Raw genomic sequence first — 20,429 nt, forward strand, 5'->3', positions numbered from 1 at the left:
GCTCCCGCACCCAGGTACGGACCGTCAGTCCCGAGCTGTCAGTACTGCTCGGTCTCGACGAACCCGGCGTCCGCGTCGTCGTCCGCGCCGAAGGCGTCGGCCGCAGCGGTCGGGTCGAATCCGGGCGGGCTGTCCTTCAGGGCCAGGCCCATGCCGGCCAGCTTCGCCTTGACCTCGTCGATCGACTTCGCACCGAAGTTGCGGATGTCGAGCAGGTCGGCCTCGGAACGCGCCACGAGCTCACCCACGGAGTGGATGCCCTCGCGCTTGAGGCAGTTGTACGACCGAACGGTGAGCTCCAGCTCCTCGATCGGCAGCGCCAGGTCGGCGGCCAGGGCGGCGTCCGTCGGGGACGGACCCATGTCGATGCCCTCGGCGTCGATGTTCAGCTCGCGGGCGAGACCGAACAGCTCGACCAGCGTCTTACCGGCGGAGGCCATGGCGTCACGCGGACGCATCGCCTGCTTGGTCTCGACGTCGACGATCAGCTTGTCGAAGTCGGTGCGCTGCTCGACACGCGTGGCCTCGACCTTGTACGTGACCTTGAGCACCGGCGAGTAGATGGAGTCGACCGGGATACGGCCGATCTCCTGGCCCACCTGCTTGTTCTGCACGGCGGAGACGTAGCCGCGACCGCGCTCGACGGTCAGCTCCATCTCCAGCTTGCCCTTGCCGTTGAGCGTGGCGAGGACGAGGTCGGGGTTGTGGACCTCGACACCGGCCGGGGGCGCGATGTCGGCGGCGGTGACCAGACCCGGGCCCTGCTTGCGCAGGTACATCACGACCGGCTCGTCGTGCTCCGAGGAGACGACCAGCTGCTTGATGTTGAGGATCAGGTCGGTGACGTCCTCCTTGACGCCCGGCACGGTGGTGAACTCGTGCAGGACACCGTCGATCCGGATCGAGGTGACGGCGGCACCCGGGATCGAGGAGAGGAGCGTACGGCGGAGGGAGTTGCCGAGGGTGTAGCCGAAGCCCGGCTCCAGCGGCTCGATCACGAACCGGGAGCGGAACTCGTCGACGACCTCTTCGGTCAACGAGGGACGCTGAGCGATCAGCATGTGTGGATCAATTCCTTCAGTCGTGGGCGCCCGCTATATGACGCCCGACAGATCCGCACCGCGGAACGGTGCGGGTACTGCAAGGGTACGGGCGATACGGCCCCATAGCAGGAGCCGTACCGCCCGAAAACCTTCAGCCCTGGGGGCCGTACGTCAGACGCGACGACGCTTCGGCGGACGGCAGCCGTTGTGCGGGGTCGGGGTGACGTCCTGGATGGAGCCGACCTCGAGACCGGTCGCCTGCAGCGAACGGATGGCCGTCTCGCGGCCCGAGCCCGGGCCCTTCACGAAGACGTCGACCTTGCGCATGCCGTGCTCCTGCGCGCGGCGGGCGGCCGACTCGGCGGCCATCTGCGCGGCGAAGGGGGTGGACTTGCGCGAGCCCTTGAAGCCGACGTGGCCGGCGGAGGCCCAGGAGATCACGTTGCCGGACGGGTCCGTGATCGAGACGATCGTGTTGTTGAACGTGCTCTTGATGTGCGCGTGGCCGTGAGCGACGTTCTTCTTTTCCTTGCGGCGCACCTTCTTGGCAGCGCCCTGACGACCCTTGGGGGGCATCTCTTATCTCCTACGGGAGGTGGTCGGTCCTACAGCGAAGACCGTGGACAGGTGTCCGCTGCGGACTACTTCTTGCCCGGCTTCTTCTTGCCGGCGATGGCGCGACGCGGGCCCTTGCGGGTACGGGCGTTCGTGCTGGTGCGCTGACCCCGGACGGGCAGACCGCGGCGGTGACGGAGACCCTGGTAGCAACCGATCTCCACCTTGCGGCGGATGTCGGCCTGGATCTCACGACGGAGGTCACCCTCGGTCTTGATGTTGTTGTCCACGTACTCGCGGATCGCGACGAGCTGCTCCTCGGAGAGGTCGCGAACGCGGGTGTTGGGGTCGATGCCGGTCTCGGCCAGCGTCTGCTGCGAAAGGGTCCGGCCGATGCCGAACACGTAGGTGAGGGCGACTTCCACGCGCTTGTCGCGCGGGATGTCAACACCGGAAACGCGTGCCATTCAATGGCTCCAGTTGATCTTCGGAGGTCTTCCGCAGTACCGGTTCCCAGCCGCCGTACGAGGTACGAACTGGGTCCCCGGCCTCCGACCGGGGGTGTCGGACCGCTCTGCGGCGGCCCGGTCCTGCGTATGAACATATTCAGCTTGCGTCGCGCGCGATCTGCGGATGCAGAGGTGCGGTCGTGCGTCAGCCCTGGCGCTGCTTGTGGCGCGGGTTGTCGCAGATGACCATGACCCGGCCGTGACGGCGGATCACCCTGCACTTGTCGCAGATCTTCTTGACGCTCGGCTTGACCTTCATGGGGTGAGGTTCTCCGGGTCAGTTGCCGGCGGTCCCGCACGGGGCGGGACGTGGGCAAGATCTACTTGTAGCGGTAGACGATCCGGCCACGCGTCAGGTCGTACGGAGACAGCTCCACCACGACCCGGTCGTCAGGGAGGATGCGGATGTAGTGCATGCGCATCTTGCCGCTGATGTGTGCCAGGACCTGGTGGCCGTTCTGGAGCTCGACCTTGAACATGGCGTTCGGCAGAGACTCGACGACAGTGCCCTCGATCTCGATGGCACCTTGCTTCTTGGCCACGCTTCGCCCTTCGGAATCGACTACCTTGATCGACCCCTGCACTTTCCCTTACGGGCGCATGCGGACATGCGGGTGCACAAGAGCCGACGAGTCAGTCTACGTCAGCGCACCCAAAAACACGAATCGGGAAAGACTGCCCAGGGAGCGAGATCCTTAAGCGGCCGCTCGGGCAGCATCACCGGACAAGATCATAAAGCGGCCGCCCCGACAGGAGCGGCCGCTGCCCTGGGTCCTTACGCCAGCGGATCCGGCGCCGCCGTGATCCCGTACTCCGCCAGCTTCGCCCTGCCGCCGTCCGGCGCCGTCAGCACCAGCGGACCCTCCTCCGTCAGCGCCACCGAGTGCTCCCAGTGCGAGGACCACGTACCGTCCGTCGTGATGACGGTCCAGTCGTCCTGTTTCGCACGCCGCTCTCGCGGGATCGGCGCCGGGGCGCCTCACAAGCTTCGAGCGGCTGCGCCGGCCTCCGACCGGCGGTCGTGGCGCGGGCCGCCGTCAGGCCAGCGGATCCGGCGCCGCCGTGATCCCGTACTCCGCCAGCTTCGCCCTGCCGCCGTCCGGCGCCGTCAGCACCAGCGGGCCCTCCTCCGTCAGCGCCACCGAGTGCTCCCAGTGCGAGGACCACGTACCGTCCGTCGTGATGACGGTCCAGTCGTCCTCCAGCACCTCGGTCTTCGGGGTGCCGAGGGAGACCATGGGCTCGATCGCGAGGCAGAAGCCGGGGACCAGCTTGGGGCCCTTGCCGCGCCGGCGCTCGACGTAGTTCAGCAGGTGCGGGTCCATGTGCATCTCGGTGCCGATGCCGTGGCCGCCGTAGTCCTGGACGATGCCGTACTTGCCGCCGCCCGGCTTCGGCTGGCGGCGGATGTACGTCTCGATGGCACGGGAGATGTCGACGAGCCGGTTGCCCTGCTTCATCGCCGCGATGCCCGCCCACATCGACTCCTCGGTGACCCGGGAGAGCTCGATCAGCTCCGGAGCGTGGCCGGAGCCCACGAAGGCCGTGTAGGCCGCGTCGCCGTGCCAGCCGTCGACGATCGCTCCGCAGTCGATGGAGATGATGTCGCCGTCCTTGAGAACGGTCTTGTCGTCCGGGATGCCGTGCACGACGACCTCGTTCACCGAGGTGCAGATCGTCGCGGGGAAGCCGCCGTACCCGAGGAAGTTCGACTTGGCGCCGTGCTCCGCGAGCACCTTGCGGGCCACCTCGTCGAGGTCCTTGGTCGTGGCACCCGGGACCGCCGCCTCACGGGTTGCCGCGTGGATGGCGGCGACGACCAGCCCCGCCTCGCGCATCTTCGCGATCTGCTCGGGGGTCTTGATCTGCACCATGGCGGCAACGGCCTTTCTGGACCGGGGAGTGTACGGACACCATCAACGATAAGGGCGCGGGTACCCCGGCCCCGGACCCGCCCACACGTCGGCCGCGGCCCCAACACGGGGACCGCGGCCGGAACGGCACTGCTTACTTGTCGTCGCTCTTGGCCTTGAGCGCTTCCATCGCGCGCTGCGTGACCTCGTCCACCGCGCCCAGAGCCGAGATCGTCACGACCAGGTCCTGGCCCTTGTAGTAGTCGATGATCGGCTCGGTCTGCGTGTGGTAGACGTCCAGCCGCTTACGGACGGTCTCCTCGGCGTCGTCGTCGCGCTGGTACAGCTCGCCGCCGCACTCGTCGCAGACGCCCTCCTGCTTCGGCGCCTTGTACGAGACGTGGTAGACGTGCGACGAGTCGTTGCGGCAGATACGGCGGCCCGCGATCCGCTTGACGACCTCCTCGTCGGGAACCTCGAGGTCCAGCACGGCGTCCAGCTTCAGGCCCTCGGTCTTCAGCGTCTCGTCCAGCGCCTCGGCCTGCGATACGTTCCGCGGGAACCCATCGAGCAGGAAGCCGTTCTGCGCGTCCGGCTGCTCCATCCGGTCCTTGGCCATCGCGATGGTGACCTCGTCCGGAACCAGGTTGCCCGCGTCCATGTAGGACTTGGCAAGCTTGCCCAGCTCCGTCTGCCGGCTGATGTTGGCACGGAAGAGGTCGCCCGTGGAGATGTGCGGGATCGACAGATTCTTGGCAAGGAACGCGGCCTGAGTTCCCTTGCCGGCGCCCGGCGGCCCGACGAGGACGATTCGCATCAGCGGAGGAACCCTTCGTAATTGCGCTGCTGGAGCTGGCTCTCGATCTGCTTCACCGTCTCCAGGCCCACACCCACGATGATCAGGATGCTGGTCCCGCCGAACGGGAAGTTCTGGTTTGCCCCGAAACCAGCCAACGCCATTGTCGGCACGAGAGCGATCAGACCCAAGTACAGCGAGCCCGGCCAGGTGATCCGGTTGAGCACGTACGAAAGGTACTCAGCGGTCGGTCGGCCAGCCCGGATGCCCGGGATGAAGCCACCATACTTCTTCATGTTGTCCGCGACTTCCTCGGGGTTAAACGAGATGGCCACGTAGAAGAACGCGAAGAAGACAATGAGGAAGAAGTAGATGGTGATGTGGATGGGCGCCGCGGTGTCCGCCAGGTTCCGCTGGATCCAAGCCGCCCAGCCGGCCGTGGAGTTCGAGAACTGCACGATCAGAGCCGGAATGTAGAGCAGCGACGACGCGAAGATGACGGGGATCACACCCGCCTGGTTCACCTTCAGCGGGATGTACGTCGACGTACCGCCGTAGGACCGGCGGCCGATCATGCGCTTCGCGTACTGCACCGGGATGCGCCGCTGGGCCTGCTCGACGAAGACCACGAGCGCGACCATGACCAGGCCGACCGCGATCACGGTGCCGAACTCGATCCAGCCGCCCGCGAGGTCGCCCTGCTTCTTGATGGCCCACAGGGAGGACGGGAAGGTGGCGGCGATCGAGATGAACATCAGGATCGACATGCCGTTGCCGATGCCGCGGTCGGTGATCAGCTCACCGAGCCACATGACGAGGGCCGTACCGGCGGTCATCGTGATGACCATCGTGATCGTGACGAAGATCGACCGGTCCGGGACGATGGAGCTCGCCACGGGGCAGCCGGAGAAGAGCGAGCCGCTGCGGGCGGTGGCCACGAGACCGGTGCCCTGGAGGATCGCCAGCGCGACCGTCAGGTACCGCGTGTACTGCGTGATCTTCGCCGTGCCCGACTGGCCCTCCTTCTTGAGGGCTTCGAGGCGGGGAATTACCACGGTCAGCAACTGCAGAATGATGCTCGCCGTGATGTACGGCATGATGCCCAGCGCGAAGATCGTGATCTGCAGCAGCGCGCCACCACTGAACATGTTGACAAGACCGAACAGGCCCTGGTTGGCATTCGCCTGTTCGATACAGAACTGGACGTTCTTGTAGTCGACGCCGGGGATCGGGATGTGCGTACCGATCCGGTAGATCACGATGATACCGAGCGTGAAGAGCAGCTTCTTGCGCAGGTCGGGCGTCTTGAACGCCCGGGCGAACGCGGTGAGCACGGTGCCTCCTGCGACCCCTCGCATGCACTACGCGCGAGGCATTGGTCTCGATAGTCCGAATTTTTAGTATTTCCGCTGGCAGTCCAGAAGCAGCCAGTCGCGCGCTACCTTACCTGGCCGCGGCCGTCACAATCCTGCACCCATTCCACTCCCCTTCCGGTCCGTGCGCTCCAGGACCGACAGTCGCTACGTGACATGCGACACAGCAACCGTCCAGTCATTGATCACTACGTATCCTCCTAGGGCCCTTGGGCATGGACACGCCCAGAAATAACCCAAAAGGGGGCACAATGAGCAGCATTGCAAAAAGGCGCATCCTGACTGCGCTTGCCCTTCCCCTCACCGCGACCGCCGCAGTCGCAATCGCAGCTACCCCTGCCGCCGCAGCCGAGATTCGTGCGAGCGTCTACACCACGGACGACAATCCCGGCGGCATGGGCAACTGGAACGGTGACAAGAGCTCGAGCAGCTCCACCGAGGTCTGGAATGCATGCGACCACCAGTCAGATGGCCTGCGCGCCGTCACCACCCTCAGCTACAACGGCAGCTCCTGGGAAGTTCACGACGCAGATGGCGCCAATGGCGTGTGCAAGCTGAGGGACGACATCAACATCCCTGAAGGCGCCACGGTCTCGATAAAGATCTGCCTGCAGGACGGAGCCAACGGCACTCCGAGGTTCTGCCGTTCCACCAGCGGCAAGGCCTGAGGCAGCAGCGCAGCCGTAGCGCATCACATATAGAGAAACCAAGAGGCGGGTCGGAACGTACAGTTCCGACCCGCCTCTCGCTAGTCAGCTCAGACGAGCTCGGTGACGCTACCGCCGGCGGCGGTGATCTTCTCCTTGGCGGAGCCGGAGACGGCGTCGACCGTCACCTGCAGCGCCACGGAGACCTCGCCCTGGCCCAGGACCTTGACGAGGCTGTTCTTGCGAACGGCGCCCTTGGCGACCAGGTCCGCGACCGTGACCTCGCCACCCTCGGGGTAGAGGGCCGCGAGCTTGTCCAGGTTGACGACCTGGTACTCGGTCTTGAACGGGTTCTTGAAGCCCTTCAGCTTCGGGAGACGCATGTGGAGCGGCATCTGGCCACCCTCGAAGCTCTCCGGAACCTGGTAGCGGGCCTTGGTGCCCTTGGTACCACGACCGGCCGTCTTACCCTTCGACGCCTCACCACGACCGACACGGGTCTTGGCGGTCTTGGCGCCCGGGGCGGGACGGAGGTTGTGGATCTTCAGCGGGTTCTGCTCCGCCATGATCAGTCGACCTCCTCGACCGTCACGAGGTGGCGGACGGTGTGCACCATGCCGCGGAACTCGGGGCGGTCCTCCTTGACGACCACGGTGTTGATCCCCTTGAGACCAAGCGACCGCAGAGTGTCACGGTGGTTCTGCTTGCTGCCGATGTAGGACTTGACCTGCGTAATCTTGAGCTGCGCCATGATTACGCACCCGCCCCGGCACGCGCACGCAGCAGGGCCGCGGGGGCGACGTCCTCGAGCGGCAGACCACGGCGGGCCGCGATCTCCTCGGGACGCTGCAGACCCTTCAGGGCCTCCACGGTGGCGTGCACGATGTTGATGGCGTTGTCGGAGCCGAGCGACTTCGACAGCACGTCGTGGATACCGGCGCACTCGAGCACGGCGCGCACCGGACCACCGGCGATAACACCGGTACCCGGGGACGCGGGCTTGAGCAGCACGACGCCGGCAGCCTTCTCACCCTGGATGGGGTGGGGGATGGTGCCCTGGATACGGGGGACCTTGAAGAAGTGCTTCTTGGCCTCCTCGACACCCTTGGCGATGGCGGCCGGCACCTCCTTGGCCTTGCCGTAACCGACACCCACGGTGCCGTCACCGTCGCCCACCACGACCAGCGCGGTGAAGCTGAAGCGACGACCACCCTTCACAACCTTGGCGACGCGGTTGATCGCGACGACGCGCTCGACGTACGCGGTCTTCTCGGCGGCAGCAGCGCCGCCGTCACGGCCCTTCCGGTCCCGCCGCTCGCCGCCACCGGCACCGCCACCGCGGCGCTGGGGTCCAGCCATTGGATTTACCTCTCTCTTTCCGCTAGCTACGCAGCGAGCTCAGAACTTGAGCCCGGCCTCGCGGGCGGCGTCGGCGAGGGCCGCGATGCGACCCGCGTACCGGTTACCACCACGGTCGAACACGACAGCGTCGACGCCGGCGGCCTTGGCACGCTCGGCAACCAGGGCGCCGACCTGCTTGGCCTGCGCCGACTTGTCGCCCTCGCCACCGCGGACGGACGTGTCCAGGGTGGACGCGGACGCCAGCGTGTGACCCTTGAGGTCGTCGATGACCTGGGCCACGATGTGGCGGTTCGAGCGCGTCACGACCAGGCGCGGACGCTCGGCCGTACCCGAGACCTTCTTGCGGATCCGGATGTGGCGGCGCTTGATGGCGGCGCGCTTGTAGGCGTCGCCCTTGGCGATCTTCTGCCCGTATGCCATGGCTTACTTACCCGCCTTTCCGACCTTGCGGCGGATGACTTCGCCCTCGTACTTGACACCCTTGGCCTTGTACGGGTCGGGCTTGCGCAGCTTGCGGATGTTGGCCGCGACCTCGCCCACCTTCTGCTTGTCGATGCCCTCGACCGAGAAGCGGGTCGGGGACTCCACCTTGAAGGTGATGCCCTCGGGCGCCTCGATGGTGATCGGGTGGCTGTAACCGAGCGCGAACTCGAGGTTCGAGCCCTTGGCGGTCACGCGGTAACCGACACCGCTGATCTCGAGCTTCTTCACGTAACCCTGGGTCACGCCGGTGATCATGTTCGCCACCAGCGTGCGGGACAGGCCGTGCAGGGCCTTGTTCTGACGCTCGTCGTTCGGGCGGGTGACGTTCAGCACGCCGTCCTCGCCCTTAGCGATCTCGATCGGCGCCGCGATGGTGTGGGCGAGGGAGCCCTTGGGGCCCTTCACCTGCACCGTGCGGCCGTCGATGGTGACGTCCACGCCGGCGGGAACCGCGATGGGGAGCTTGCCGATGCGCGACATAGCTGTTTCCTCCGTTCCCTTCTGCTACCAGACGTAGGCGAGGACTTCCCCACCCACGCCCTTCTTGCCGGCCTGCTTGTCGGTGAGGAGCCCGTGGGACGTGGAGATGATCGCCACGCCGAGGCCGCCGAGCACCTTCGGCAGGTTGGTGGACTTCGCGTAGACCCGGAGACCGGGCTTGGAGATCCGCTTGATGCCCGCGATGGAGCGCTCACGGTTCGGGCCGAACTTCAGCTCGAGGACGAGGTTCTTGCCGACCTCGGCGTCCTCGACCTTCCAGCCCGTGATGAAGCCCTCCTGCTGGAGGATCTCCGCGATGTGCGACTTGATCTTCGAGTGCGGCATCGCCACGGAGTCGTGGTACGCCGAGTTCGCGTTCCGCAGACGCGTAAGCATGTCTGCGATCGGATCAGTCATGGTCATGAATTGGCCTTCGGCCTCTCTCGCCGGGGTTTCCTGGTGCGCCATCCCTCTCCCCGATCCGAGACGGGGCGGGTGCGGCGCGGTGGACCTACGGCGTAGTAAGTCGTACGGGCGCGACAGGCGCCCAACCCCACAAGCCTAAGGCATGTGAGCTGGGCGTCCTGCCGACCCAGATGCTTACCGAGAGCCTTGGGAATCCCGAATAGGGGGGATTACCAGGAGCTCTTGGTCACGCCCGGCAGCTCGCCGCGGTGAGCCATCTCACGAAGGCACACACGGCACAGGCCGAACTTGCGGTACACGGAGTGCGGACGGCCACACCGCTGGCAGCGGGTGTACGCGCGCACGGCGAACTTCGGCTTACGGGCAGCCTTCGCGATCAGAGCCTTCTTCGCCATCTCGCTCACGCCTCCTTGAAGGGGAAGCCGAGGTGACGGAGGAGCGCGCGGCCCTCTTCGTCGTTGGTCGCCGTGGTCACCACGGTGATGTCCATACCCCGGACGCGGTCGATCTTGTCCTGGTCGATCTCGTGGAACATGACCTGCTCGGTGAGACCGAAGGTGTAGTTGCCACGGCCGTCGAACTGCTTGGGGGACAGACCACGGAAGTCGCGGATGCGCGGCAGCGCGAGCGACAGGGTGCGGTCCAGGAACTCCCACATGCGGTCGCCACGGAGCGTGACGTGGGCACCGATCGGCTGACCCTCACGCAGCTTGAACTGCGCGATGGACTTCCGGGCCTTGGTCACGGCCGGCTTCTGGCCGGTGATCGTGGTGAGGTCGCGGATGGCGCCCTCGATCAGCTTGGAGTCGCGGGCGGCGTCGCCCACACCCATGTTGACCACGATCTTCACGAGGCCGGGGGTCTGCATGACGTTCTCGTACTTGAACTCGTCCTGCAGCTTGCCCGCGATCTCCTCGCGGTACTTCGTCTTCAGACGCGGAGTGGTGGTGGTAGCCATCAGATGTCCTCACCCGTCCGCTTGGCAACGCGGATCTTGTTGCCGTTGTCGTCGAAGCGGTAACCGACGCGGGTCACGACCTTCTGGCCGTCCTTCTCCACGACGAGCTGAACGTTGCTCACGTGAATCGGGGCCTCGGTCGTCACGATGCCGCCGGCCTGGGAACCGCTGGCGGTCGGGCCGGCCTTGGTGTGCTTCTTGACCCGGTTGACACCCTCGACCAGGACACGGTCCTCGCGGGGGAAGGCCGCGATGACCTTGCCCTGCTTGCCCTTGTCCTTACCGGTGATGACCTGGACCAGGTCGCCCTTCTTGATCTTCATGCTTACAGCACCTCCGGCGCGAGCGAGATGATCTTCATGAACTTCTTCTCGCGCAGCTCACGGCCGACCGGGCCGAAGATACGGGTGCCGCGAGGGTCGCCGTCGTTCTTCAGAATGACGGCGGCGTTCTCGTCGAAGCGGATGTACGAGCCGTCCGGACGGCGGCGCTCCTTGACGGTGCGAACGATGACCGCCTTGACGACGTCACCCTTCTTCACGTTGCCACCGGGGATCGCGTCCTTGACGGTGGCGACGATGACGTCACCGATGCCCGCGTAGCGGCGACCGGAACCACCGAGCACACGGATGCAAAGGATCTCCTTCGCACCAGTGTTGTCGGCGACGCGCAGTCGCGACTCCTGCTGGATCACGTCTATCTCCTGATCGTCTGCCGGTTCCCTCCGGGGGTTCTACGTCCGGAGAGCCTGGCGGAACTGTCCTGCGGGGGTGCCCGCAGGAATTACTTTGGCCTCTCGTGGGCGAACACCCGGCCGGGGGGCTTTGCGGCCCCCCGGCGGGGTCAGCGGGGGCGGACCCCCGCTTTGATTACTTCGCCTTCTCGAGGATCTCGACGACGCGCCAGCGCTTCGTCGCGGACAGCGGCCGGGTCTCCATGAGGAGGACGCGGTCGCCGACACCCGCGGCGTTCTGCTCGTCGTGGGCCTTGAGCTTGTTCGTACGGCGGATGACCTTGCCGTACAGGGCGTGCTTCACGCGGTCCTCGACGGCGACGACGACGGTCTTGTCCATCTTGTCGCTGACGACGAGACCCTCGCGGGTCTTGCGGAAGCCGCGCGCCTCAGTGTTCTCAGTCACGTTGTTCTCGCTCATCAGGCGTTCTCCACCGTCTCGATGCCCAGCTCACGCTCGCGCATCAGGGTGTAGATCCGCGCGATGTCCTTGCGGACCGCCTTCAGACGGCCATGGTTCTCGAGCTGACCGGTCGCCGCCTGGAAGCGGAGGTTGAACAGCTCTTCCTTGGCCTCGCGGAGCTTCGCGAGAAGCTCCTCGTTGCCCAGCTCGCGCAGCTCGGACGCCTTGGTACCGGCCGACATCACGCTTCACCTGCCTCGCGCTTGACGATCCGGCACTTCATCGGCAGCTTGTGGGCGGCACGAGTCAGCGCCTCACGGGCGATCTTCTCGTTCGGGTAGGACAGCTCGAACATCACCCGACCGGGCTTGACGTTCGCGATCCACCACTCCGGGGAACCCTTACCGGAACCCATGCGGGTCTCGGCGGGCTTCTTGGTCAGCGGGCGGTCCGGGTAGATGTTGATCCAGACCTTGCCGCCACGCTTGATGTGACGGGTCATGGCGATACGAGCCGCTTCGATCTGGCGGTTCGTGACGTACGCCGGGGTCAGCGCCTGGATGCCGTACTCGCCGAACGCAACCTGCGTTCCACCCTTGGACATACCGTTGCGCTTCGGGTGGTGCTGCTTGCGGTGCTTGACCCTACGGGGGATCAGCATTTCGGTCAGGCCTCCGTTCCGGTGCTCTCAGCCGGAGCGGCAGCGGCGGGCGCCTCGGCCTTGGGGGCCTCGGCGGCCGGAGCCTGCTGCTGCTGCGGCTTGCGCCCGCGACGCTCGCCACCGCGGCCACCACGGGCCGGGCGGTCGGCGCCACCACGGGCCGGGCGGTTGCCGGCACGGGCGGCGGCGTTCTCGGCGCGGACCTCGGCGATGTTCTTGACGTCGCCCTTGTAGATCCAGACCTTCACACCGATGCGGCCGAAGGTCGTCTTGGCCTCGAAGAAGCCGTAGTCCACGTTCGCGCGGAGGGTGTGCAGGGGCACACGGCCCTCGCGGTAGAACTCCGAGCGGGACATCTCGGCGCCACCGAGGCGGCCACCGCACTGGATCTTGATGCCCTTGGCGCCGGCCTTCATGGCGGACTGCATGCTCTTGCGCATGGCCCGACGGAAGGAGACGCGGGAGGAGAGCTGCTCGGCAACGGCCTGGGCAACCAGCTGAGCGTCCGTCTCGGGGTTCTTGACCTCGAGGATGTTCAGCTGGACCTGCTTGCCCGTGAGCTTCTCGAGGTCGCCGCGGATGCGGTCGGCCTCGGCGCCACGGCGGCCGATGACGATGCCCGGACGCGCGGTGTGGATGTCCACGCGGACACGGTCACGGGTGCGCTCGATCTCGACCTTGGAGATGCCGGCGCGCTCCATGCCGGACGTCATCATCCGACGGATGGCGACGTCTTCCTTGACGTAGTCCTTGTACAGCTTGTCGGCGTACCAACGCGACTTGAAGTCGGTCGTGACACCGAGCCGGAACCCATGCGGGTTTACCTTCTGGCCCATTACCGGGTTCCTTCCTTGCTGCTGACGACCACGGTGATGTGGCTGGTCCGCTTGCGGATCCGGTAGGCACGGCCCTGGGCACGCGGCCGGAACCGCTTCAGGGTCGGGCCCTCGTCGACGTAGGCCTCGGAGACGAAGAGGCTGTCGACATCGGTGTGGTCGTAGTTGTGCGCGGCGTTGGCGATGGCGCTGTCCAGCACCTTGCCGACCGGCACGCTCGCGGCCTGCGGGGCGAAACGCAGGACCGCCTGAGCCTCCGTGGCATCCATGCCACGGATGAGGTCCACCACGCGGCGGGCCTTCATGGGCGTGACGCGGATGTACCGCGCCTGGGCCCTGGCTTCCATGGTTGTCCCTTCAGTGTTTGTCATGGTCATTCACACCCCGCTGACTAGCGGCGCTTCGACTTCCGGTCTTCCTTGACGTGACCCCGGAAGGTGCGCGTCGGCGAGAACTCGCCGAGCTTGTGGCCGACCATCGACTCGGTGACAAACACCGGGATGTGGGTCTTGCCGTTGTGCACCGCGATCGTGTGGCCGAGCATGGCCGGGACGATCATCGAGCGGCGGGACCAGGTCTTGATGACGTTCTTGGTGCCGGCTTCGTTCTGGACATCCACCTTCTTCATCAGGTGGTCGTCGACGAAGGGCCCCTTCTTGAGACTGCGCGGCATCTAAACCCGCTCCTAGCGCTTCTTGTTCGTCTTGCGGCGGCGGACGATGTACTTGTTCGAAGCCTTCTTCGGCGAACGAGTACGACCCTCCTTCTGACCCCAGGGGCTGACCGGGTGGCGACCACCCGAGGTCTTGCCCTCACCACCACCGTGGGGGTGGTCAACCGGGTTCATCGCCACACCGCGAACGGTCGGGCGGACGCCCAGCCAGCGCTTGCGGCCGGCCTTGCCCCAGTTGATGTTGCTCTGCTCGGCGTTGCCGACCTCGCCGACGGTGGCGCGGCAGCGCACGTCGACCAGGCGGATCTCACCGGACGGCATGCGGAGGTGGGCGTAGGCGCCCTCCTTCGCGAGCAGCTGCACGGAGGCACCGGCGGAACGGGCGAACTTGGCGCCACCGCCCGGACGGAGCTCGATCGCGTGCAGCGTCGTACCGACCGGGATGTTGCGGAGGGCCAGGTTGTTGCCCGGCTTGATGTCGGCCCCGGGGCCGTTCTCGATGCGGTCGCCCTGGCTCAGGCCACGCGGCGCGAGGATGTAGCGCTTCTCGCCGTCCGCGTAGTGGAGCAGCGCGATGCGCGCGGTCCGGTTGGGGTCGTACTCGATGTGCGCGACCTTCGCCGGCACGCCGTCCTTGTCGTGACGACGGAAGTCGATCACACGGTAGGCGCGCTTGTGGCCACCGCCCTGGTGGCGGACGGTCACACGACCCGAGTTGTTACGGCCACCCTTGCTGTGCAGGGGGCGGACCAGCGACTTCTCCGGCGTGGACCGCGTGACCTCGACGAAGTCGGCGACGCTGGAACCACGACGGCCCGGCGTAGTCGGCTTGTACTTGCGGATTCCCATTTCTCAGTCCTCGTCCGATATTCGGACGATCCGGACCTCCGTCAGGAGGTCGGACCGCCGAAGATGTCGATACGGTCGCCCTCGGCGAGGGTCACGATCGCGCGCTTGCTGTCGGCACGCTTGCCGAAGCCCGTGCGGGTCCGCTTGCGCTTGCCCTGGCGGTTGATCGTGTTGACCCCGGTGACCTTGACCTGGAAGACCGCCTGGACGGCCTCCTTGATCTGGGTCTTGTTGGCCTTCGGGTCCACGATGAACGTGTACTTGCCCTCGTCGAGAAGCGCGTAGCTCTTCTCGGACACGACCGGCTTGATCAGGACGTCACGGGGGTCCGTGTACGCCTTGCTCGCCGGGGTGACGACGGTGTTCTTGCCCTCGGTGGCGTGGCGGCGCGCCTTGGCGACGCGCGCGGCCTTGGCGGCCTTGGCGGCCTTCGAGGCGATGCTCGGGTGACGCGTAGCCATCAGGCCTCGCTCCCTTCGGTGTCAGCGGCCTTGGGGCCAGACACGAAGGACTCGAAAGCGGCCTGGGTGAAGACCACGTCGTCCGAGACGAGAACGTCGTACGTGTTCAGCTGGCCCGGCTCCAGGATGTGGACCTGGGGCAGGTTGCGGGCGGACAGCCACGCGGCCTCGTCGGAGCGGTCGGCGACCAGGAGCAGGTTCTTGCGCTCCGAGATCTTGCCGAACAGCGTCTTGGCGGCCTTGGTGGAGACCTCGCCCTCGACCACGCCGGAGACGACGTGGATACGGCTGTGGCGGGCCCGGTCGGTGAGGGCACCGCGCAGGGCGGCGGCCTTCATCTTCTTCGGGGTCCGCTGCGAGTAGTCACGCGGCACGGGACCGTGCACGACGCCACCACCGGCGAACTGCGGCGCGCGGGTCGAACCCTGGCGGGCGCGACCGGTGCCCTTCTGGCGGTACGGCTTCTTGCCACCGCCACGGACCTCGCCGCGGGTCTTCGTCTTGTGCGTGCCCTGGCGGGCAGCGGCCAGCTGCGCGACGACGACCTGGTGGATCAGCGGAACGCTGACCTTGGCGTCGAAGATCTCCGCGGGGAGCTCGACGGTACCGGCCTTGTCGCCTGCCGGCGAAAGGATGTCAACAGTGCTCATCGGTTACCTCAGGCCCCCTTGGCCGCGGTGCGGACCAGGACGAGGCCGCCGTTCGGACCGGGAACCGCGCCCTTGATGAGCAGCAGACCCTTCTCCGCGTCAACGGCGTGGACGGTCAGGTTCTGGGTGGTGACCCGCTCGTTGCCCATGCGACCCGCCATGCGCAGGCCCTTGAACACGCGGCCCGGGGTGGCGCAGCCACCGATGGAACCGGGGGAGCGGTGCTTGCGCTGGGTGCCGTGTCCGGCGCCGAGGCCACGGAAGTTGTGGCGCTTCATGACACCGGCGAAGCCCTTGCCCTTGCTCTTGCCGGTGACGTCGACCTTGACGCCCGCCTCGAACACCTCGGCGGTGACTTCCTGGCCGAGGGTGTACTCGCTGGCGTCCGCGGTGCGGATCTCCACGAGGTGACGGCGCGGGGTGACGTCGGCCTTGGCGAAGTGGCCCTTGAGGGGCTTGTTCACCTTGCGCGGGTCGATCTCGCCGAAGGCGATCTGGACCGACTCGTAGCCGTCGACGTCGTTCGTACGGACCTGGGTGACGACGTTGGGGCCGGCCTTGACGACGGTGACCGGAACAACACGGTTGTTCTCGTCCCACACCTGCGTCATGCCGAGCTTCTCGCCCAGGATGCCCTTGATCTGCTTAGCCATTCTCAGATCACCGGCCTCAGAGCTTGATCTCGATGTCGACACCGGCCGGGAGGTCGAGTCGCATCAGAGAGTCAACGGTCTTGGGCGTCGGGTCGAGGATGTCGATCAGGCGCTTGTGCGTGCGCATCTCGAAGTGCTCGCGCGAGTCCTTGTACTTGTGCGGCGACTTGATGACGCAGTACACGTTCTTCTCAGTGGGCAGCGGCACCGGGCCCGCGACCGACGCACCAGTACGGGTCACCGTCTCGACGATCTTCTTCGCCGAGGAGTCGATAACCTCGTGGTCGTAGGCCTTGAGCCGGATGCGGATCTTCTGTCCCGCCATGGCTACTCAGTAGTCCTGTCTCTCATACGCTCCGGAACCCGGTGTTCCGCTGCCTTTCTCCGACCCACGCGGTCGGGCGTGTCGCGGTCCCGCTGACACAGATATCCCTCACGGAACATCCCTGCTGGGGGAACACGGCCCTACCGGAACCGCAAGTCGGGGACGAAAGGCCCACCGGGTGCCTGGTCGGTGCCGCGCCCACGCTTCCCGGAAGATTCCCGTACGTCCGCCCCACACGGGGACGACGAGTACTGTGGGACTCGCTTCCGGTCCTCCCGGCGGGAGGCGCGCAGCATCAACACTCGACCGAGCAACTCCGACAGTCTGCCATAAGGGGCAGGGGGTCCGCCAATCGAGCCGTAGAGATTACCCGGGGAGTGACGCAGGTCAAACCTGGGGCGGCTCCGGCCGGCTCGGGGCCGTTCTCATCCGCTCGCCGCCTCGGCCGCTTCGCGCTCGCCGGCGGTGCCGAGTCCGCCGGGCGCGTGCGGACAGCGCCAGATGCAGTAGCCGCAGGGTGGGGCTTCTCCTGCTGCTGGTCTTCGGGATCCGGCGGGCTCCGCTTCGGCCGAGGACTCTGCCGACTCGTTCTGGGGCGGTTCGAACACATTGGGCGCAGCGTTGCGCGCGGCAGCCTCGTAGTACTCGCGCGAGCGTGTGAGAAGTCGGCGGCGGACGCGGGCCGACATGGGCGCGTGCCTTTCCAGGTATATGTCCCGCCCGTATGTGAAGCTGCCGTCGAGACTGTTCAGGGGGTCCGCCAGGGCCCTTACGCTCGTCTCCAAGGAAGCCAAGTCCCGGTCACGTGCCTTCTCGTCCTCGGGCGGCGACTGGACGAAGTCGTCGATCTTCCTCCCAGTGCGGCCGAGTACGCGCTGGAAGTGGTCGAGGGCATACCCGTGCTGCCGAAGCTCGGTGCTGAGCTGGGCAAGCTCATCGTCACGCTGCGTGTGGTCCGCGAAAAGCTTCTGCCTTCCTTCGGCCGTCCGCACGCCCCCGCCAGCGCCTTCCCGCAGGGAGAGAAGCGCCTGCTCGCAGTCCTTCACAGCGGCCTCGGCCACTCCCCTGACACCTCCGCAGTAGGAGCTCAGACTGAGCAACAGGTCGGCCCAATCGTCCTGTGAAGCCTCGCCCCCACCCGTGACACGAGCTGCCCGCACGAGACCCACAGCGCCGATCACAGCAGTGATCAGAGCCGTGAGCAGAGTCAGGACGGCCTCGCTCTGCACGGTGCCCCCTTCGCGCAGCCGAGCGATGTCAGTGCTTGATCTCTAGGTAAGCATGTCGAACGCTTGTGGGACAGATGGTGTCGGTACTTCCGGAGAGGGCGCCGGAGAAACACCCGTCCTCCGTCCCCTGAGGTCGCAGAACCCCAGGGGACGGGGAACCGTCAGATGACGCCCTGCGCGAGCATCGCGTCCGCGACCCGTTCGAAGCCGGCGATGTTGGCGCCGGCCACGTAGTCGCCGGGGGCGCCGTAGCGAGTGGCGGTCTCGTGGCAGGTGGTGTGGATGTCGTTCATGATGCGGGCGAGCTCGCTCTCGACGCGCTCGGCCTGCCACGCCGTACGGGACGCGTTCTGCGCCATCTCCAGGGCGCTGACCGCGACGCCGCCCGCGTTGGCCGCCTTGCCGGGGCCGAAGGCGACGCCCGCCTTCTGGAGCAGGTGCACGGCCTCCGGCGTGGTGGGCATGTTCGCGCCCTCGGAGACCGCCTTCACGCCGTTGCGGACGAGGGTGGCCGCGTCGTCCTCGTTCAGCTCGTTCTGGGTCGCCGACGGGAGCGCGACGTCGGCCGGGACCTCCCAGACCCGCCCGCCGGGCATGAACCGCGCGGAGGCGCCCCGGCGCTCCGCGTAGTCGCTCACGCGGCCGCGCTCGACCTCCTTGATCTGCTTGAGCAGCTCCAGGTCGATGCCCTTCTCGTCGACCACGTAGCCGGTGGAGTCCGAGCAGGTCACGGCGTTGGCGCCAAGGGCCGCGAGCTTCTCGATCGTGTAGATGGCGACGTTGCCCGAGCCGGACACGACCGCCGTCTGGCCCTCCAGGTCCTCGCCGCGCTCGCGCAGCATCGCCGCCGCGAAGAGGACGTTGCCGTACCCGGTCGCCTCGGGCCGGACCAGGGAGCCGCCCCAGCCCTGGCCCTTGCCGGTCAGGATGCCCTCCCAGCGGTTGGTGATCCGCCGGTACTGGCCGAAGAGGTAGCCGATCTCCCGGGTCCCGACGCCGATGTCGCCGGCCGGGACGTCGGTGTGCTCGCCGATGTGCCGCTGCAGCTCCGTCATGAACGACTGGCAGAACCGCATGATCTCCGCGTCGCTGCGGCCGCGCGGGTCGAAGTCGCTGCCGCCCTTGCCGCCGCCGATGCCCTGCCCGGTCAGCGCGTTCTTGAAGATCTGTTCGAAGCCGAGGAACTTGATGATCCCGAGGTTCACGGACGGGTGGAATCGCAGTCCGCCCTTGTACGGGCCCAGCGCGCTGTTGAACTCGACGCGGTACCCGCGGTTGACGTGCACCCGGCCTTTGTCGTCCTGCCACGGGACCCGGAAGATGATCTGCCGCTCCGGCTCGGCGAGCCGCTCCAGGAGCCCCGGTTCCGCGTACTCGGGGCGGGCGGCGAGCACCGGCGCGAGCGTCTCCAGTACCTCGTGGACGGCCTGGTGGAACTCGGGCTGGGCCGGGTTGCGGTGCACGATCTCGTCGCGCAGGCGGTGCAGGGAGTCCAGCGAGGTCTTGGTGTCGAGGGGTGTCGCCACGGGGGCCCTTTCTGGCGCGGGGTGCGAGTGCAGATGACTGGTGCGGTCTTCGGTTCGTATACAGCCCACTTTCCACCACGTGCTCACTGCATGGAAGGCTGTGACCAGCGAACCTTTCCCAGGTGTCCGTCATCTGAGATGAAACGTGCCGAACTTCGTACACGTTCCGTCCAGGCCTGGGACTGCCGCGCCGAGAACTTACCGCCTCACGTGAACGTTCGGACGGATACGAGACAACGGTCGCGGCGCGGTCCCGGCCCTTCCCGCCCGGCGCGGGGCGCTCCCGGCCGAGGCGGGAGTTCGCCTTTCGATTTCGCTGGATTTCGCTAGATTTCGCTGCGGGAAGCCCAGAATGAGCAGGCGTTCCCGACAAGCGCGCCAGTACGGGAACCGGACGAGCTCCGAGCAGGGGGTCACTGTGACGTACTTCTCCGCACCCGCCGACAGCCCGGACCGCCGCTACGCACTCGGCCAGGAACTGCGGGTCACCGTCCTCACCACCGGGGAGGAGACCGACGGCCGGCACGATCTGACCGACTCCTTCATGCCCGCGGGCGCGGCCACACCCCTGCACCTGCACACGAAGTACGAGGAGCGCCTCTGGGTGGTCTCCGGTTCGCTGACGGTGTGGGCAGGTGAGAAGAGCATGACCTTACGGTCGGGCGACTTCTGCACCGTGCCCTTCAACACTCCGCACGCGATCGCGTCCGGTCCCGAGGGCGCCCGGGCCCTCAACATCTCCTCCCCCGCCGGTTTCGCCGAGCTCGTCGCCCGCGCCGGAACCCCGCTGCACCTGGCCACCCCGGACACCGAACTGGACGCGGACCTGTTCGCCGCCGTGTCCGAGGAACTGGGGGACGTCATCCTGGGCCCGCCGCCCGGCACGACGCACTTCACCCCGCAGACCCCACGGGACTAGGTCTCCGGTGCCGGTCCACCCGGGCC

At 66.9% G+C, this 20,429-nt stretch carries 33 protein-coding genes and 1 pseudogene; 2 read left to right on the top strand and 32 right to left on the bottom strand.

All coding sequences use genetic code 11. The annotated features are described in order from the left end of the window. Window positions 1-38: 38 nt before the first annotated feature. The 9 genes and pseudogenes from IE242_RS04695 to secY all read right to left on the bottom strand — a co-directional run bounded on the left by IE242_RS04695 (window position 39) and on the right by secY (window position 6,090). Window positions 39-1,061, bottom strand: a complete 1,023-nt coding sequence (locus tag IE242_RS04695) for a DNA-directed RNA polymerase subunit alpha (protein WP_003966937.1) — start codon at window positions 1,059-1,061, stop codon at window positions 39-41. Window positions 1,062-1,214: 153 nt separating this feature from the next. Next, the gene (gene rpsK / locus IE242_RS04700) at window positions 1,215-1,619 is read right to left on the bottom strand and encodes a 30S ribosomal protein S11 (RefSeq protein WP_003956432.1); all 405 of its coding nucleotides are present in this window, start codon (window positions 1,617-1,619) and stop codon (window positions 1,215-1,217) included. Window positions 1,620-1,684: 65 nt separating this feature from the next. Further along, the gene (gene rpsM, locus IE242_RS04705) at window positions 1,685-2,065 is read right to left on the bottom strand and encodes a 30S ribosomal protein S13 (protein ID WP_030571236.1); all 381 of its coding nucleotides are present in this window, start codon (window positions 2,063-2,065) and stop codon (window positions 1,685-1,687) included. Window positions 2,066-2,252: 187 nt separating this feature from the next. After that, entirely contained in the window at window positions 2,253-2,366 is a 114-nt protein-coding gene (rpmJ, locus tag IE242_RS04710; RefSeq protein ID WP_003974245.1) for a 50S ribosomal protein L36, read from the bottom strand. A 61-nt stretch (window positions 2,367-2,427) separates the two neighbouring features. Further along, window positions 2,428-2,649, bottom strand: coding sequence for a translation initiation factor IF-1 (infA, locus tag IE242_RS04715; protein ID WP_003948620.1), 222 nt, complete (start codon window positions 2,647-2,649; stop codon window positions 2,428-2,430). 233 nt (window positions 2,650-2,882) lie between these two features. Next, window positions 2,883-3,044, bottom strand: a pseudogene (locus IE242_RS04720) (type I methionyl aminopeptidase); the annotation flags it as partial. Window positions 3,045-3,144: 100 nt separating this feature from the next. Next, window positions 3,145-3,981 carry a type I methionyl aminopeptidase gene (gene map / locus IE242_RS04725; RefSeq protein ID WP_189855525.1) on the bottom strand — a complete coding sequence of 279 codons (837 nt, stop codon included), beginning with the start codon at window positions 3,979-3,981 and terminating at the stop codon, window positions 3,145-3,147. 133 nt (window positions 3,982-4,114) lie between these two features. After that, complete coding sequence (locus IE242_RS04730) at window positions 4,115-4,777, bottom strand: adenylate kinase (protein WP_189855527.1); 663 nt, start codon at window positions 4,775-4,777, stop codon at window positions 4,115-4,117. After that, a complete protein-coding gene (secY, locus tag IE242_RS04735) occupies window positions 4,777-6,090 on the bottom strand; it encodes a preprotein translocase subunit SecY (protein WP_189855529.1) in 1,314 nt (437 codons plus the stop codon). Before secY ends, IE242_RS04730 begins: the two co-directional genes overlap by 1 nt. 290 nt (window positions 6,091-6,380) lie before the next feature. On the opposite strand from secY, the gene IE242_RS04740 reads away from it, so the two are divergent. Next, complete coding sequence (locus tag IE242_RS04740; protein WP_189855531.1) at window positions 6,381-6,797, top strand: hypothetical protein; 417 nt, start codon at window positions 6,381-6,383, stop codon at window positions 6,795-6,797. An 89-nt stretch (window positions 6,798-6,886) separates the two neighbouring features. On the opposite strand, the gene rplO is transcribed toward IE242_RS04740, so the two are convergent. The 23 genes from rplO to gdhA all read right to left on the bottom strand — a co-directional run bounded on the left by rplO (window position 6,887) and on the right by gdhA (window position 19,484). Beyond that, window positions 6,887-7,342 carry a 50S ribosomal protein L15 gene (gene rplO, locus IE242_RS04745; RefSeq protein WP_189855533.1) on the bottom strand — a complete coding sequence of 152 codons (456 nt, stop codon included), beginning with the start codon at window positions 7,340-7,342 and terminating at the stop codon, window positions 6,887-6,889. 2 nt (window positions 7,343-7,344) lie between these two features. Then, window positions 7,345-7,527, bottom strand: a complete 183-nt coding sequence (gene rpmD, locus IE242_RS04750) for a 50S ribosomal protein L30 (protein WP_003998814.1) — start codon at window positions 7,525-7,527, stop codon at window positions 7,345-7,347. A 2-nt stretch (window positions 7,528-7,529) separates the two neighbouring features. Then, window positions 7,530-8,135: a 30S ribosomal protein S5 gene (gene rpsE, locus IE242_RS04755; protein WP_009190144.1), complete on the bottom strand. Its 606-nt coding sequence runs from the start codon at window positions 8,133-8,135 to the stop codon at window positions 7,530-7,532. Window positions 8,136-8,174: 39 nt separating this feature from the next. Beyond that, window positions 8,175-8,558 carry a 50S ribosomal protein L18 gene (rplR, locus tag IE242_RS04760; RefSeq protein ID WP_189855535.1) on the bottom strand — a complete coding sequence of 128 codons (384 nt, stop codon included), beginning with the start codon at window positions 8,556-8,558 and terminating at the stop codon, window positions 8,175-8,177. 3 nt (window positions 8,559-8,561) lie between these two features. Further along, window positions 8,562-9,101, bottom strand: a complete 540-nt coding sequence (gene rplF, locus IE242_RS04765; protein ID WP_030571223.1) for a 50S ribosomal protein L6 — start codon at window positions 9,099-9,101, stop codon at window positions 8,562-8,564. A gap of 24 nt (window positions 9,102-9,125) precedes the next feature. Continuing rightward, on the bottom strand, window positions 9,126-9,524 hold the full coding sequence (rpsH, locus tag IE242_RS04770) for a 30S ribosomal protein S8 (protein WP_004984520.1): 399 nt from the start codon (window positions 9,522-9,524) through the stop codon (window positions 9,126-9,128). 212 nt (window positions 9,525-9,736) lie between these two features. Beyond that, window positions 9,737-9,922 (bottom strand): type Z 30S ribosomal protein S14, encoded by a 186-nt coding sequence (locus tag IE242_RS04775; protein WP_004571834.1) that lies wholly within the window; start codon window positions 9,920-9,922, stop codon window positions 9,737-9,739. Window positions 9,923-9,927: 5 nt separating this feature from the next. After that, a complete protein-coding gene (rplE, locus tag IE242_RS04780; protein ID WP_189855537.1) occupies window positions 9,928-10,485 on the bottom strand; it encodes a 50S ribosomal protein L5 in 558 nt (185 codons plus the stop codon). Then, window positions 10,485-10,808, bottom strand: a complete 324-nt coding sequence (gene rplX / locus IE242_RS04785; RefSeq protein ID WP_030571217.1) for a 50S ribosomal protein L24 — start codon at window positions 10,806-10,808, stop codon at window positions 10,485-10,487. Before rplX ends, rplE begins: the two co-directional genes overlap by 1 nt. A 2-nt stretch (window positions 10,809-10,810) precedes the next feature. After that, a complete protein-coding gene (gene rplN, locus IE242_RS04790; protein ID WP_003998823.1) occupies window positions 10,811-11,179 on the bottom strand; it encodes a 50S ribosomal protein L14 in 369 nt (122 codons plus the stop codon). Between the two features lie 175 nt (window positions 11,180-11,354). Next, window positions 11,355-11,639: a 30S ribosomal protein S17 gene (rpsQ, locus tag IE242_RS04795; RefSeq protein ID WP_004984524.1), complete on the bottom strand. Its 285-nt coding sequence runs from the start codon at window positions 11,637-11,639 to the stop codon at window positions 11,355-11,357. After that, a complete protein-coding gene (rpmC, locus tag IE242_RS04800; protein ID WP_007494763.1) occupies window positions 11,639-11,863 on the bottom strand; it encodes a 50S ribosomal protein L29 in 225 nt (74 codons plus the stop codon). Before rpmC ends, rpsQ begins: the two co-directional genes overlap by 1 nt. After that, entirely contained in the window at window positions 11,863-12,282 is a 420-nt protein-coding gene (gene rplP, locus IE242_RS04805) for a 50S ribosomal protein L16 (protein ID WP_009190136.1), read from the bottom strand. The genes rpmC and rplP overlap by 1 nt, the downstream gene beginning before the upstream one ends. A 5-nt stretch (window positions 12,283-12,287) precedes the next feature. Continuing rightward, window positions 12,288-13,118, bottom strand: coding sequence for a 30S ribosomal protein S3 (gene rpsC, locus IE242_RS04810; RefSeq protein WP_028420771.1), 831 nt, complete (start codon window positions 13,116-13,118; stop codon window positions 12,288-12,290). After that, window positions 13,118-13,465 carry a 50S ribosomal protein L22 gene (gene rplV, locus IE242_RS04815; RefSeq protein ID WP_030778516.1) on the bottom strand — a complete coding sequence of 116 codons (348 nt, stop codon included), beginning with the start codon at window positions 13,463-13,465 and terminating at the stop codon, window positions 13,118-13,120. Before rplV ends, rpsC begins: the two co-directional genes overlap by 1 nt. Window positions 13,466-13,509: 44 nt before the next feature. Beyond that, window positions 13,510-13,791 (bottom strand): 30S ribosomal protein S19, encoded by a 282-nt coding sequence (rpsS, locus tag IE242_RS04820; protein ID WP_086726223.1) that lies wholly within the window; start codon window positions 13,789-13,791, stop codon window positions 13,510-13,512. Window positions 13,792-13,803: 12 nt separating this feature from the next. Then, window positions 13,804-14,640, bottom strand: coding sequence for a 50S ribosomal protein L2 (gene rplB / locus IE242_RS04825; protein ID WP_030571206.1), 837 nt, complete (start codon window positions 14,638-14,640; stop codon window positions 13,804-13,806). Between the two features lie 41 nt (window positions 14,641-14,681). Further along, the gene (gene rplW / locus IE242_RS04830) at window positions 14,682-15,101 is read right to left on the bottom strand and encodes a 50S ribosomal protein L23 (RefSeq protein WP_189855539.1); all 420 of its coding nucleotides are present in this window, start codon (window positions 15,099-15,101) and stop codon (window positions 14,682-14,684) included. Continuing rightward, the gene (gene rplD, locus IE242_RS04835; RefSeq protein ID WP_030571201.1) at window positions 15,101-15,751 is read right to left on the bottom strand and encodes a 50S ribosomal protein L4; all 651 of its coding nucleotides are present in this window, start codon (window positions 15,749-15,751) and stop codon (window positions 15,101-15,103) included. The genes rplW and rplD overlap by 1 nt, the downstream gene beginning before the upstream one ends. Before the next feature lie 8 nt (window positions 15,752-15,759). Beyond that, window positions 15,760-16,404 carry a 50S ribosomal protein L3 gene (gene rplC, locus IE242_RS04840; RefSeq protein ID WP_030571197.1) on the bottom strand — a complete coding sequence of 215 codons (645 nt, stop codon included), beginning with the start codon at window positions 16,402-16,404 and terminating at the stop codon, window positions 15,760-15,762. A gap of 16 nt (window positions 16,405-16,420) precedes the next feature. Continuing rightward, window positions 16,421-16,729 (bottom strand): 30S ribosomal protein S10, encoded by a 309-nt coding sequence (gene rpsJ, locus IE242_RS04845; RefSeq protein ID WP_003948644.1) that lies wholly within the window; start codon window positions 16,727-16,729, stop codon window positions 16,421-16,423. 425 nt (window positions 16,730-17,154) lie between these two features. Then, window positions 17,155-17,958, bottom strand: a complete 804-nt coding sequence (locus IE242_RS04850) for a hypothetical protein (protein ID WP_189855541.1) — start codon at window positions 17,956-17,958, stop codon at window positions 17,155-17,157. Window positions 17,959-18,119: 161 nt separating this feature from the next. Beyond that, complete coding sequence (gene gdhA / locus IE242_RS04855) at window positions 18,120-19,484, bottom strand: NADP-specific glutamate dehydrogenase (RefSeq protein WP_189855543.1); 1,365 nt, start codon at window positions 19,482-19,484, stop codon at window positions 18,120-18,122. A gap of 418 nt (window positions 19,485-19,902) precedes the next feature. Between gdhA and IE242_RS04860 the strand changes: the two genes are divergently transcribed. Next, window positions 19,903-20,403, top strand: coding sequence for a cupin domain-containing protein (locus IE242_RS04860; RefSeq protein ID WP_229858162.1), 501 nt, complete (start codon window positions 19,903-19,905; stop codon window positions 20,401-20,403). Window positions 20,404-20,429: the final 26 nt, after the last annotated feature.

Source organism: Streptomyces poonensis (assembly GCF_014650915.1).
Classification (GTDB): Bacteria; Actinomycetota; Actinomycetes; order Streptomycetales; family Streptomycetaceae; genus Streptomyces; species Streptomyces poonensis.